General features: G+C 67.1%; 12 protein-coding genes. 7 read left to right on the top strand and 5 right to left on the bottom strand.

Annotated features, from left to right (window positions below):
- Positions 1-30: 30 nt before the first annotated feature.
- Positions 31-681 carry a MerR family transcriptional regulator gene (locus tag CXX84_RS02090; RefSeq protein ID WP_102975062.1) on the bottom strand — a complete coding sequence of 217 codons (651 nt, stop codon included), beginning with the start codon at positions 679-681 and terminating at the stop codon, positions 31-33.
- Positions 682-762: 81 nt separating this feature from the next.
- Between CXX84_RS02090 and CXX84_RS02085 the strand changes: the two genes are divergently transcribed.
- Positions 763-1,317: a DUF2306 domain-containing protein gene (locus CXX84_RS02085; RefSeq protein WP_102975061.1), complete on the top strand. Its 555-nt coding sequence runs from the start codon at positions 763-765 to the stop codon at positions 1,315-1,317.
- Here the strand turns inward: CXX84_RS02085 and CXX84_RS19445 are convergent.
- The 4 genes from CXX84_RS19445 to CXX84_RS02065 all read right to left on the bottom strand — a co-directional run bounded on the left by CXX84_RS19445 (position 1,294) and on the right by CXX84_RS02065 (position 7,005).
- Complete coding sequence (locus CXX84_RS19445; protein WP_317614924.1) at positions 1,294-1,872, bottom strand: endonuclease domain-containing protein; 579 nt, start codon at positions 1,870-1,872, stop codon at positions 1,294-1,296. The genes CXX84_RS02085 and CXX84_RS19445 overlap by 24 nt on opposite strands.
- A gap of 593 nt (positions 1,873-2,465) precedes the next feature.
- A complete protein-coding gene (locus CXX84_RS02075; RefSeq protein ID WP_102975059.1) occupies positions 2,466-4,142 on the bottom strand; it encodes a formate--tetrahydrofolate ligase in 1,677 nt (558 codons plus the stop codon).
- A 73-nt stretch (positions 4,143-4,215) separates the two neighbouring features.
- The gene (mshA, locus tag CXX84_RS02070; RefSeq protein ID WP_102975058.1) at positions 4,216-5,481 is read right to left on the bottom strand and encodes a D-inositol-3-phosphate glycosyltransferase; all 1,266 of its coding nucleotides are present in this window, start codon (positions 5,479-5,481) and stop codon (positions 4,216-4,218) included.
- Between the two features lie 75 nt (positions 5,482-5,556).
- Positions 5,557-7,005 carry a 6-phospho-beta-glucosidase gene (locus CXX84_RS02065; protein WP_102975057.1) on the bottom strand — a complete coding sequence of 483 codons (1,449 nt, stop codon included), beginning with the start codon at positions 7,003-7,005 and terminating at the stop codon, positions 5,557-5,559.
- Positions 7,006-7,074: 69 nt separating this feature from the next.
- On the opposite strand from CXX84_RS02065, the gene CXX84_RS02060 reads away from it, so the two are divergent.
- Genes CXX84_RS02060 through tsaD form a run of 6 tightly spaced genes read left to right on the top strand, consistent with a single transcriptional unit; the run spans position 7,075 to position 12,274 of the window.
- On the top strand, positions 7,075-8,166 hold the full coding sequence (locus tag CXX84_RS02060) for a carbohydrate kinase family protein (protein WP_102975056.1): 1,092 nt from the start codon (positions 7,075-7,077) through the stop codon (positions 8,164-8,166).
- Between the two features lie 41 nt (positions 8,167-8,207).
- Entirely contained in the window at positions 8,208-9,428 is a 1,221-nt protein-coding gene (gene alr / locus CXX84_RS02055) for an alanine racemase (RefSeq protein ID WP_102975055.1), read from the top strand.
- A complete protein-coding gene (tsaE, locus tag CXX84_RS02050) occupies positions 9,425-10,006 on the top strand; it encodes a tRNA (adenosine(37)-N6)-threonylcarbamoyltransferase complex ATPase subunit type 1 TsaE (RefSeq protein WP_102975054.1) in 582 nt (193 codons plus the stop codon). The genes alr and tsaE overlap by 4 nt, the downstream gene beginning before the upstream one ends.
- Positions 10,006-10,677 carry a tRNA (adenosine(37)-N6)-threonylcarbamoyltransferase complex dimerization subunit type 1 TsaB gene (gene tsaB / locus CXX84_RS02045; RefSeq protein WP_102975053.1) on the top strand — a complete coding sequence of 224 codons (672 nt, stop codon included), beginning with the start codon at positions 10,006-10,008 and terminating at the stop codon, positions 10,675-10,677. Before tsaE ends, tsaB begins: the two co-directional genes overlap by 1 nt.
- Positions 10,678-10,721: 44 nt before the next feature.
- The gene (gene rimI, locus CXX84_RS02040) at positions 10,722-11,174 is read left to right on the top strand and encodes a ribosomal protein S18-alanine N-acetyltransferase (protein ID WP_102975344.1); all 453 of its coding nucleotides are present in this window, start codon (positions 10,722-10,724) and stop codon (positions 11,172-11,174) included.
- Positions 11,171-12,274 (top strand): tRNA (adenosine(37)-N6)-threonylcarbamoyltransferase complex transferase subunit TsaD, encoded by a 1,104-nt coding sequence (tsaD, locus tag CXX84_RS02035; protein ID WP_102975052.1) that lies wholly within the window; start codon positions 11,171-11,173, stop codon positions 12,272-12,274. Before rimI ends, tsaD begins: the two co-directional genes overlap by 4 nt.
- Positions 12,275-12,374 lie beyond the last annotated feature (100 nt).

Raw genomic sequence — 12,374 nt, 5'->3', positions numbered from 1 at the left:
ACTTTCGGGGGCTTCCGGCGGATCGCTCCTTCAGCCCTTATTGGGGCCAGCGGGCGTTGATGGTCCGCCCCCGCCGGCCAGGCTTTGAATGGCGTGACTGGCCTGCGCGAGTGCCAGGAGCTTGAGCATCAGCTGTGAGTGCATGTGCATTCCCACTGCCGCGGTCAGAATCAGATCGTCCACGTCCTCCTCGGCGGTGGTCGCAGCAAGATCCAGTCCTGCAATGGCGTTCACTGCTTTGCTGTATTCGTCGAGGAGGCTGAGCGGCAGGTCGATCCCGAGCGCTCGCATCTGCAGGATGTGCCGGTTGAGGGCGCCGCGGGCATCGCTGTCCACGTCCGGCCAATTGCGCATGCGTACGACGGCGTCTGCCGCGGCCGTGTGCTCGGCTCTACTGCCGTCGTCGCCGAGGTGCAATACGACTCGTTGGACGTGGGCGAGCAGTGTCAGGTGGGGGACTCCGCCGTCGGCCAGCAGCAGGATGCCCCTGATCTCCTCGATCGTCAGGTGGGCAACGTGCCGGAGTGCATGAATCAGCTGCAACCGCTTCACGTGCCTGTCCGAGTAGCGTGCGCGGGTTGCGTGTACCGACTCGCCGGGCGGCAGAAGCCCTTCACGCAGGTAGTACTTGATGCTGGCCGGTGTGCTGCCAGTGAGCTCACTGAGCTCTTTGAGCTGCATCGAGGCCTCCATCATTGGATAGCTGCCGGGCGGCCAACTATCTTGATGTACATGGTTGGATAGTGCCTCTATCTTAGAGGTATGGAGCAGTGGAATGTCTTGGTTGTGAGCCACGTAATCGCGGCCCTCTATTCTGTGGCCATCGGCCCCCTGCAGATTTTGAGGCGGCGGCGCGACAGGGTCCATCGCACCCTGGGGCTCCTGTGGGTGGCGGCGATGTACTACGTGTGTTTCAGCAGCTTCTGGATCGTCACTGACGGTCACTTTAACTGGCTGCATGGCTTGTCCACGTTCACCCTCATTACAGTGACGCTAGGCCTCATCAGCGCGATCCGCGGGAACATACCGGCCCACCTGGGCAACATGGTCGGCAGCTATATCGGGATCGTCATCGCCTTTGGATTTGCCGTCGGTGTCCCTTCCAGAAGTATTCCGCAGTTCCTCATGACCGATCCCGGAACGGCCATCTTTGTTGCAATACTGGTCCTGCTGAGTGTGGGGGCGGTCTACCTGTCACTGGCAAGGGGTGAACGGCGATCCACACCGCTTGGGACTGGGGGCGCCAGAACCCCAGCGGTCCCACTGCACGTCCGGCATTCCGTTCAGCCAGTGCTAAAAGGCCCGAGCAAAACCTGAGGCGCCGGGAGGATCCAGGGGTGATGAGCGCAGTGCCCTTTTTACTTTCTTGACTGCTGTAGTGAAGCCGTCGTCCAAGTTTTTGTGATCGAAAATCAGCACGACCCATCCGGCCGCTTCGAATGCCTTGTCCCTCCTCCGGTCGCTGAGCTGCTGGTCCTCGTGAAGGTGATGTCCGCCGTCGTACTGAATGGCAACGCGTCGGCGTCGAAAGCCGAGGTCTGCCGACGGCGAGCGGGCGTCACCTGCCCTGAGCACGATCTGCAGTTCAGGTTCGGGCAGACCGGCATTCACCATCGCCAGGCGAAGATACGTTTCCGGCGCAGAATCTGCTCCCACCCTCATCATGTCCAGTGCCTCGCGGGCTCGAACAACACCCTGCAAATTGGGATGCCCCGCAACCAACGCGTGCAGTTCCCCCAAACAGGAGAACGCCCCAGTCCTGCCCTCAAGGCCCGGACGGGGGAGCCGAATGAGCTGGTCACCCAGGGCCACGAGGTCGTAGGTGGGCAGCATTGGCGCCATATCCAGCCACGTCCGCGCCGCGGTGCTCATCCAGATGCCGTCAACACACTCGATCTCATCCGGACCAGAGAGGACACTGTGTCCGCAGATACCCTTCCGACGCACCCCGGGCAGGGCACGCGGCTTGCTGAGGTGGAGTTCGCAGGAATCGGACAACCAAGGCGGAAGCCATAGATTGCGGAGCCGCGCTGCGGTGACATGCGAAATCCACGCTCCCGGTGTTGCCCTCGACAGCGCACGTGCGGCTTCCTCCAGGCGGAAGTCCCACGATGAAGGTCGGAAAAGTCCCCGGCTTACATGCTCAACGCCCGCACCCCGCAGACGCTGCCGTGTCACCCCGGCCGCCGTGGCTTCCGCCAGCGTAAATGGGCTGTGTGCAAGAGCCGCCGGCAGCGGTTGTTTGCTTCGCATACTGAATTCTCGTACAGGCAGGCGACAACGGGCAGAAGTTATCCACAGGCTTGGGTTCTCAGCCTGCCCCACGCCCTCTCGAGGAGGTGGGGCAGGTGAGGAAACGTGCGCGGGAGAGCGCGCAGGAGGTGAGGAAGCGAGTTCCGAAAGCGCGCAGGATGTGAGTGAGCGTGCGGGAGGGGGGTGCAGGAAGTGCGGGAGGGTTGCGGGGGTCAGGCGAGGCCGATGGGGTTTCCGGCGTCGTCCACGTCCATTCGCATCGCTGCCGGGGCGGCGGGCAGTCCCGGCATGGTCATGACGGCCCCGGTGAGCGCCACGATGAACCCTGCGCCGGTCTTGGGCAGGAGGTCGCGCACGTGGATGGTAAACCCTTTCGGGGCGCCGAGGCGGGAGGCGTCGTCCGTGAACGAATACTGCGTCTTCGCCATACACACCGGCAGCCCGCCCCAGCCGTTCCGCTCAATGTCGGCCAGCCGTTTCAGGGCCGGGACTGAGAAATCCACCCCGTCAGCCCCGTAGATTTCCTGGGCGATGGTGCGGATCTTGTCCTCCACCGGAAGCCCCAGCGCGTACAGGTGCCGGAAGTTGTTCGGCCCGGCCACCGCCTTCGCCACGAGGGCCGCCAGGTCATCCCCGCCGTCGCCACCGCCGCCCCGGCCCCAGACGTCGGCGACGGCGGCCGGGACTCCCTCCGCCGCGCACCACGCCAGCAGCCAGTCGAGTTCCCCGGGTGAGTCGGAGGGAAACTTGTTGATGGCCACCACGGGCTGCACGCCAAACTTTTCCACGTTCCGGACATGCCGATGCAGGTTGGCCACCCCCGCCTCGAGGGCGGCGATGTTCGGCTCGGTGAGCTGATTCTTCGCTACTCCACCCTGCATCTTCAGGGCCCGCACGGTTGCCACCACCACAACAGCTGACGGCGCCAGACCCCCGGTCCTTGCCTTGATGTCCATATACTTTTCCGCACCCAGGTCGGCGCCGAAGCCTGCCTCCGTGACCACGATGTCCGCCAGCCGCCGGGCCGTCTGGGTGGCAATCAGCGAATTGCAGCCGTGGGCGATGTTGGCGAAGGGGCCGCCGTGGACCAGGGCAGGTGTCCCGGCGATGGTCTGCACCAGGTTGGGTTTGATGGCCTCCTTCAGCAGCAGCGCCAGCGCCCCCTGGACGCCGAGGTCGGCCACGGTCACGGGGGAGCGGTCAAAGGTGTAGCCGAAGGTGATGCGGCCGAGCCGGGACCGCAGGTCGGCCAGATCCGTCGCCAGGCAGAAGACGGCCATGATCTCGGACGCCACGGTGATGTCGAAACCGTCCTGGCGCGGGACGCCCTGCGCAGGCCCGCCCAGGCCGATAACCACCTCCCGCAGCGCGCGGTCGTTCATGTCCAGGACCCGCTTGAACGTCATCCGGCGGGGGTCGATATTGAGCTTGTTGCCCTGGTAAATATGGTTGTCCACGAGTGCCATGAGTGCATTGTTGGCGGCCGTGATGGCGTGAAAGTCACCGGTGAAATGGAGATTGATTTCGTCCATGGGCAACACCTGGGAGTAGCCGCCGCCGGTCGCGCCGCCCTTCATTCCCAGGACCGGGCCCAGGGAGGGCTCACGCAGGGCGATTATCACCTTGTGGCCGGCGCGTGCCAGCGAATCAGCGAGCCCCACGGTGGTGGTGGACTTTCCCTCACCGGCAGGTGTGGGGGACATGGCTGAGACCAGCACCACCTTCCCGGCAGGAGCGGGAGCCTGCAGCCGGGCGGGGTCGATCTTCGCCTTGTACCGCCCGTACTGCTCCAACGCTTCCCGGTTGATGCCGGCGGCCGCCGCGATTTCCTCAATCGGCCTGATCCGTGCCGCTCTGGCGATCTCGAGGTCACTTGGCGTGGAAGACATCGTTGTCCTTTGTTCGGCGGTTTACTGGCGGAGTCCGGTTGCCGTCTCCGGCGTTCCCGTCGGCACTGGGCCGTCAGGAGGCGGGAAAGGCCTGCACCAGCCGGCCTCCCACGTGGTTGTCGACGGCGGCATGGTAGCTTTCGAGCGTGATGGCGGCGGTGCGCGCCCACCCGGAGTTCTGGGCCCTGATGGCGGCGGCCCGGCCCATGTCCTGGCGGGTGGCGGGATCGTCGTAGAGGGCTTCGAGGGCATCGGCCCAGTCGGCGGCGTGGTGCCCGTCCACCAGCAGCCCGGTCCTGCCGTGGAAGATCGCCCGGGACAGGCCGCCAACGCGGGTGGCCACCACCGGCGTGCCGCAGGCCTGGGCTTCGAGCGCCACCAGTCCGAAGGACTCGCTGAAGGAGGGCATCACCACCACGTCGGCCGCCCTGAACCAGGCCGCCAGCTCCGGTGCCTTGACCGGGGGAAGCTGCGTGACGACGTCGTCCATCTCCGACTCGGAGACCAGGCGCCGGAGGTTGAATTCCTTGTTGCCGCTCAATGAACCGAGGATGGTGAGCCGGAGGTCGATGTCCGGGCGGCGTTTCCGCAGCAGCGCCGCGGCCTTGACCAGGACCTGGGGCCCTTTCAGCCGCTGGATACGGCCGGCGAAAACGAGGTGGAACGTCCCGGGGCTGATGCCCCGCTCGGACCTGGACTTGGCCCGGAAAGCGGGAGTGAAGGTGCTCAGGTCCACGCCTGGCGGGGCAATGTCGATCCGGTCGTACGTGGCGCCGTAATGCGACACCAGCTCGGCCGCTTCCGCGCTGGTGTTGGCGATGAGCCGGGCCGCGCCGTCAACGATCCGGTGCTCGCCCAGCTCACGCCGCCGCGGCTCGGGCTGTTCACCGGACTCCAGCAGCAGGTTCTTGACCTTGGCCATGGTGTGCATGGTGTGGACCAGCGGCACGCCCCAGAGCGAGGAGAGCTCCAGGCCGGCAATCCCGGAGACCCAATAGTGCGAATGGATCACGTCGTAGCGCCCGTGTGGCTGCCGCCGGCGGATCTGCTCGATCTCCGCCACCATGCTGTGCAGCAGGCCAGGGAGCTCTTCCTTGGGGATCTTCTTCAGGGGGCCGGCCAGGACATTGTGCACGCAGACGCCCGGATCGGGATGTTCAACGGCGGGCTGGTTGGCTGAGGTGGACCGGGTGAAGATTTCCACCTCAACGCCGGCTTCGGCCAGCGCGGATGCAAGTTCGCGGATGTACACGTTCATCCCGCCGGCGTCACCTGAGCCGGGCTGTTCCATGGGGGACGTGTGGAGGGAGAGCAAAGCGACCCTGCGGATCAGTGCCAAGGGACCTCCTTCCGGCCACCGGCGGCTAGGGGCAGCGCCGGCGGAGTGCGCATCCCATAAAACACTACTCCTCCCTTAACGCCCGCCATGGCGCCACAGCTCCCGAAGTGCAGTGAACTCGCGCTCATAGCCTTCCAGCAGCGCCTGGGCCAGGTCCTGCGAATCCACGAGCGGATGCCCGGCGAAGGCAGCGAGGGCAGCATCACGGTCACCATCGACGGCCGCCCGCACCGTCAGCCGCTCCACCTCCTTGACCTGCCGGAGCAAGGCCAGTTGCGGTTCCGTGGGAACCTCCTGGGGCAACGGCAGCGCGCCCGTGGCCGTCACCGTGCAGGGAACTTCGACGACGGCGTCCGCCGGCAGTCCGGGAATGGCCGGCCGAGGGGCGGCCGGCTCAGCAGTGGTTGAGCCTGCTGCAGGCCCGGCAGTGCCTGGCAGGCCTGCGCCGGAGTCCGGTGCGGGCACGAGTGAGTTCCGGGTATTGAGGATCAGCTGGGTGCTGCCGGCACCCGACAGTGCGTGCATGGCGGCGAGGGCCACGCGCTCGTAGCCGCCGCCCGCCAGATCGTCCTCGTCCCGTTGTTCTCCTGTGGCCCGGGCCTCAGCAAGGTAGCCCTCCTCGCGGGAGCGGCGCGCTTCTTCCCAGAGCCGGAAAGCGTCCCTGCCGGCGGCGGCCAGCCGCGGATAAAGCTCCTGCTGCTGTGCATGGATGGTTTCTCCACGGGTCCGGGCAGCGGCAAGCATCGCCAGCCGGGCAGCGTCCTGCTGGTAGTAGTAGTACAGATACTCGTTAGGGAGCGCCCCCAGTCCGGCCAGGAACGGCTGGGGGAACAGGCGCCCCTCTTCGAACGAGCCCAGAGCACGCTGGTCCGCGAGCAACTCCGGCAGCACGTCGTGCCCTTCGGACTCCAGCCGGTACAGCCAGCCCAGGTGGTTGAGCCCGTAGTAGCCCACGCCGTCGAGCGTTCCCTCCGGCAGCGGCACGCCGGCCGCCCGCGCGGCCCGCTGCACCAGGCCGCCTGCTGAGTCGCAGATTCCGATCACTTTCCTGCCGAGGACAGGGAGCAGCGCCTCGGTGACCATTCCGGCGGGATTGGTGAAGTTGATCAGCCAGGCATCCGGGCAGTGCTCCTTCATGAGGCGCGCCAGCTCCAGCATGCGCGGGATAGTCCGCAGGGCATAGGAGATACCGCCGGCCCCTGTTGTTTCCTGTCCCAGCAGGCCGAGGGCCTGCGCAACTTTTTCGTCCGCCACACGTCCGGCCGTCCCGCCGGGCCGGATTGCTGCGAACACCATCCCGGCGCCTTCCAGCGCCTGCGGGAGGTTGGTCGTTGCGTGGACCGGAAGCTGCGCGCCTGCACGCTCCGGCATACTGCGCAAGACGGCGGCGACAGCCTCGAGCCGGGCAGGGTCGACGTCGTAGAGCACCAGGGCGCTGACCATCCCGGCAAAGCGGCCGGAGGCCAGTGCCCGGTAGATCAGCGGCACCCGGAAACCTCCGCCGCCGGCAATGAGTAGCCGCATAACCAGCAGTCTAGGCCCGCGCCCGGAGGGGCCCTACCGGATGTCTGCGGCAGGGCGTAGTGTGCGGACATGGACGCGATTCCCGCCCGGCCGTTCGATCCCCTAGCGGACGTCCGCCCGCACTCCGCCCCCGGGTTCGATGTCCTGCTGGCCGGAACCGTCTTCCAGGACATCATCTTTACCGGACTGCCGCATGCACCCGAGCCCGGCACTGAAATCTGGAGCGACGGGATGGGCAGCTGTCCCGGCGGGGTGGCCAACCAGGCCATTGCCGCGGCACGCCTGGGACTGCGGACAGGCCTGGCCGCAGCTTTCGGCGATGACGGGTACGGGGACTTCAACTGGAAAATCCTGTCCGGCCAGGAGCACGTGGACCTTACGCTCTCGCGTCGCGTCCCCGGCTGGCATTCACCCGTCACCGTTTCCCTCTGCGTGGAGAAGGACCGTTCCATGGTGACGCACGGGCATGCCGCCCCGGTCTCATCCTCCGAACTGATCGGGGAACCACCGCCGGCGCTTGCCGGCATCGCCGAGGTAGGCACGGAGATAGAGCCGTGGGCCAAGTCAGCCCACCAGGCCGGGGTCAAGCTGTTCGGGGACGTCGGCTGGGATCCCAGCGGAGAATGGGCCCCCGTCCGGCTGGCCAACCTGGAGTACTTCCATGCGTTCCTGCCCAACCAGCGCGAAGCCATGGCCTTTACCGGCAAGGATGATGCGTGGTCTGCCCTGTACGCGCTGGCGGACCGCGTCCCGGTGGCAGTGGTGACGCTCGGTGCGCAGGGTGCCATGGCCGTGGATTCCGAAACGGGGGAGGAGGAGTGGGTTCCCTCGCTTCCGGTCAAGGCGTACGATCCCACTGGCGCCGGGGACTGTTTCGACGCCGCCTTCATTGTTGGCAGCCTGGCCGGCTGGCCGCTGGGGAACAGGCTGCGCTTCGCGAACCTCTGTGCCTCGCTGGCAGTGCAGGAGGTGGGCGGGTCACTTGCTGCCCCCGGGTGGGGGGACATAGCCGACTGGTGGAAGCGCGCCAACGCCCGGCCGGAACGGCAGATGAGCCAATGGCTGCGGCGCTTCGGATTCCTGGCCGACATCATCCAGGACGTCCCGCTCGCCGCGCAGCGCAGGGCTGCCGCCACCATCGCCCACCTCTCTGATGCCTGATCGATTATTCGGCCCGAAGCGCCAGCACTAGAATCACTAGGGTGACTTACCCCGCAACAACCGGTGAATCCAGTGCTGCCCCGGGACACGGCCCCCGCTATGAACGGTCCGCCGTGATCGACCTCGACGCCATCCGGCACAACGTCCGCCGCCTGGCCGACGCCGCGTCCCCGGCGAAAGTCATGGCCGTGGTCAAAGCCGACGCCTACGGGCACGGTGCGGTTCCGGTGGCGCGCGCGGCTCTCGAAGCAGGCGCGTCCTGGCTGGGCGTGGCACACATTTCCGAGGCGCTGGCGCTGCGGGCCGCCGGCATCGACGCGCCGCTGCTCGCCTGGCTGCACACGACCGAAAGCAACTTTGGCGCCGCCGTCGCCGCCGGCATCGACATTGGCTGTTCGGGCTGGGAGCTGGACCGGATCGTGGGGGCAGCCCGGGAACAGGAGCGTCCGGCCCGCATCCACCTGAAAGTGGACACCGGCCTCGGCCGCAATGGAGCGGCCCTGGACACCTGGGACCAGCTGGTGGGCGAGGCGATGGAGTACCAGGACCAGGGGGTGCTGCGGGTGGTGGGTATCTTCTCCCACCTTGCCGTCGCCGATGAGCCGGAACGCCCCGAAACGGACCAGCAGCTGGCCACATTCCGCGAGGTCCTCGCTGTTGCTGAGGACGCCGGAGTGGATCCCGAGGTCCGGCACCTTGCCAACACTCCCGCCACGCTGTCCAGGCCCGACACCCACTTTGACCTGGTCCGGGTTGGCCTGGGCATTTACGGGCTGTCCCCGTTCGCCGGCCAGAGCTCCGCTGAACTGGGACTCCGCCCTGCCATGGCGCTGCGGACCCTGGTCTCGCAGTGCAAGGACGTGCCGGAGGGGCAGGGCGTGTCCTATGGCCTCCGCTACCGCACCACGTCCGCCAGCACGCTGGGCCTGATTCCTATGGGTTACGCGGACGGGGTGCCGCGGAGCGCCACCGGCGGGCCGGTGCGGGTGGCCGGCAGGACGTACCCCGTGGTGGGCCGGATCGCAATGGACCAGATGGTCATTGACCTGGGCGCAACCGGCGTGGAAGGCAAGGACCTCCTGGGTGCGGAGGCGGAGCTGTTCGGGGACGGAGCCGACGGCGGCCCTACCGCCGATGACTGGGCGCGCGCCGCCGCAACCATCAACTACGAGATTGTCACCAGGATCAGCCCCAGGGTGCCGCGGCGCTTCATCAACGAAGAGGACCGCAGCGCCGCGTCCCGTCAGGAGGAGCTTTCGTGAGCAGCGATGGGCAGGCGGCCCGGCCTAAGTGGGAAAAGACATTTACCGCGACGACGGCGGAGCAGACCCACGCGCTCGCCGTCGCTCTTGCGGCGGTGCTGACGGCCGGGGACCTGCTGGTGCTCAGCGGTGAGCTGGGTGCCGGGAAGACCACGTTCACCCAGGGCCTGGGGGAGGGGCTGGGTGTCCGGGAGGGCATCATTTCCCCCACGTTTGTCCTGGTCCGCATCCATCCCAACCTCCCGCAGGGTACCAGGCCGGGCGGCCCGGACCTGGTGCACGTGGATGCCTACCGGCTGGAGTCAGCCGCTGAGATTGACGATATCGACCTTGAGAACACCATGGACTCCTCGGTGACGGTGGTGGAGTGGGGCCGGGACCGGGTGGAACACCTGAGCGAGAGCAGGCTGGAAATTGACCTGCACCGCGCCATCGGACTCGGCAGCGGCAGCCCGTCCGCCAGCCTGGACTTCGACACTGAAGACGTGGACGAGCCCCGCACCATCGTGATGCGCGGGTACGGGCCGCGCTGGCCCGGGGCCCCGGAACTGGGCGCCGCCATGGAAGGGGCCGTGTGATGCTGATCCTAGCCATTGATACCTCCGCCGTTGCCAGCGCCGCCCTGGTCTCGGATGACGTGCCGGAAAGCGTGCTGGCCAGTTTCTCCACGGAGGACACCCGCAGCCATGCCGAGGTGCTTGCCCCGGGAATAGAGGAACTGCTTGCCGGCGCCGGCGTTGCCGGAAGCGACATCGACGCACTGGTGGTGGGCGTCGGGCCCGGGCCCTTCACGGGACTGCGGTCAGGAATTGCGACGGCGCGCACCCTGGCTTTCGTCTGGGGCAAGCCGCTGTATGGGATGGTCAGCCTCGACGCCGTCGCCCTGGAAGTGGCGGAATCCGCCGCGGCCGTCCCCGAGTTCCTGGTGGTAACGGACGCGCGACGAAAAGAGGTTTACTGGGCCCGATACAGCCTTGCGGAAGGACAGCTCCCCCTCCTGGAGGACGGTCCGCACGTCAGCTTCGCCGCCAATTTGCCGGACCTGCCCGCCTTCGGTGCCGGTGCCGGCCTCTACGCGGATGCACTGAACGCCCACACCGACTTTGCGCAGGAACAGCCGGATGCCCTGTACCTGGGCCAGTTCGCGCTGGCCCGGCTTTCGGCAGGCAACGGGCTGCTCGATTCAACACCGCTGTACCTCCGGGAGTCGGACGCGCAGGTTCCCGGACCGAGGAAGAGGGCCCTGTGACCACCACGCCTGACCACCGCGGCGCCGGCGTCAGCGTCCGCGATATGACCCTGGACGACGTCCCGGCGGTAAATGCCCTGGAACAGAAGCTCTTTCCGGTGGACGCCTGGCCCCTGCAGATGTTCTTTGACGAGCTGTCCCAGCCGGAAACCCGCCGCTACCTGGTGGCGGAAAGCAGCGACGGCATCGTGGGCTACGCCGGCCTGATGTGTATCGAACCCATCGCCGATGTCCAGACCATCGCCGTCGTCCCCGAATATGAGGGCCAGGGCATCGGCAGCACGCTGTTGACCGGCCTTATCGAGGAAGCCAGGCGCAGGCGGGCAGCGGACGTCCTGCTGGAGGTCCGGGCCGACAACCCGCGGGCACAGCAGCTGTATGTGCGCTTCGGCTTCGAACAGATCCACATCCGGCCCCGGTACTACCGCGACGGCGTGGACGCCCTCATCATGCGCCTCCAGCTCGCCGCCAATCCCGAGGAGGGACCCCAGCCATGAACACTTCGCAGCCACTGGTGCTGGGCATCGAGTCCTCCTGCGACGAGACCGGAGTGGGCATCGTCCGTGGAAGCACACTGCTGACCAACACCGTGTCCTCCTCCATGGACGAGCACGTCCGCTTCGGGGGCGTCATTCCGGAGATCGCCTCCCGCGCCCATCTGGACGCGTTTGTGCCAACCCTTGAACAGGCGCTGGCCGAGGCCAACGTGACCCTGGACGACGTAGATGCCATCGCCGTCACCTCCGGGCCGGGCCTGGCGGGGGCCCTGATGGTGGGGGTCTGCGCGGCGAAGGCCCTTGCCGTAGCTACCGGCAAGCCGCTGTACGCCATCAACCACCTCGTGGCACACGTCGGCGTAGGACTGCTGGACGGGAAAGACAACGACCGGCACAACGGCCCGGCTCCGCGGCTCCCGGAGAACCTCGGCGCCCTGCTGGTGTCCGGCGGCCACACGGAGATCCTGAAGATCAACAGCATCACCGATGACGTGGTGCTGCTGGGCTCCACTATCGACGATGCCGCCGGGGAAGCCTACGACAAGGTGGCCCGCATCCTGGGCCTCGGCTACCCGGGCGGACCGGCCATCGACAAGATGGCCCGCACCGGCAACCCGAAGGCCATCCGCTTTCCGCGCGGCCTCAGCCAGCCCAAGTACATGGGCACCGCCGAGGAACCGGGCCCGCACCGCTACGACTGGTCCTTCAGCGGGCTGAAAACCGCGGTGGCCCGCTGCGTGGAGCAGTTCGAGGCACGCGGGGAGGACATCCCGGTAGCCGATATTGCAGCGGCGTTCCAGGAGGCCGTGGTGGACATCATCTCGTCAAAGGCCGTGCTCGCCTGCCGGGAGCACGGGATCAAGGACGTGCTCCTGGGCGGCGGAGTGGCGGCAAACTCCCGGCTCCGTGAGCTGACCGGAAAGCGCTGCGCCTCCGCCGGGATCCGGCTGCACGTGCCGCCGCTCGACTTGTGCACGGACAACGGTGCCATGGTGGCAGCCCTGGGTGCCCGGCTGGTAATGGCGGGAGTGGGACCGAGCGGCATCCGCTTCGCCCCGGATTCGTCCATGCCGGTCACTTCGGTGTCCCTGCCGCTCTGAGGAAGCCCCGACTCTCAAACGCCAGGCTAACCGTCGCGGGGCACTTTGGCTGCGTCGCCGTCGTAGATCACGACGGCGGCCGGCGTGTCCGTGTCAAAGC

This window comes from Arthrobacter sp. AFG7.2, assembly GCF_002892835.1.
In the GTDB taxonomy this organism is placed as follows: Bacteria; Actinomycetota; Actinomycetes; order Actinomycetales; family Micrococcaceae; genus Arthrobacter.
The sequence above is the reverse complement of the archived record's forward strand: the minus strand, read 5'-3'. Positions and strand labels throughout refer to the sequence as shown.

Bases quoted from the DNA above. Each gene is read 5' to 3' on its own strand.
- CXX84_RS02090 (WP_102975062.1), bottom strand. From the start codon at position 681: ATGCAGCTCAAAGAGCTCAGTGAGCTCACTGGCAGCACACCGGCCAGC.
- CXX84_RS02085 (WP_102975061.1), top strand. From the start codon at position 763: ATGGAGCAGTGGAATGTCTTGGTTGTGAGCCACGTAATCGCGGCCCTC.
- CXX84_RS19445 (WP_317614924.1), bottom strand. From the start codon at position 1,872: ATGAGCACCGCGGCGCGGACGTGGCTGGATATGGCGCCAATGCTGCCC.
- CXX84_RS02075 (WP_102975059.1), bottom strand. From the start codon at position 4,142: ATGTCTTCCACGCCAAGTGACCTCGAGATCGCCAGAGCGGCACGGATC.
- CXX84_RS02065 (WP_102975057.1), bottom strand. From the start codon at position 7,005: ATGCGGCTACTCATTGCCGGCGGCGGAGGTTTCCGGGTGCCGCTGATC.
- CXX84_RS02060 (WP_102975056.1), top strand. From the start codon at position 7,075: ATGGACGCGATTCCCGCCCGGCCGTTCGATCCCCTAGCGGACGTCCGC.
- tsaB (WP_102975053.1), top strand. From the start codon at position 10,006: ATGCTGATCCTAGCCATTGATACCTCCGCCGTTGCCAGCGCCGCCCTG.
- rimI (WP_102975344.1), top strand. From the start codon at position 10,722: ATGACCCTGGACGACGTCCCGGCGGTAAATGCCCTGGAACAGAAGCTC.
- tsaD (WP_102975052.1), top strand. From the start codon at position 11,171: ATGAACACTTCGCAGCCACTGGTGCTGGGCATCGAGTCCTCCTGCGAC.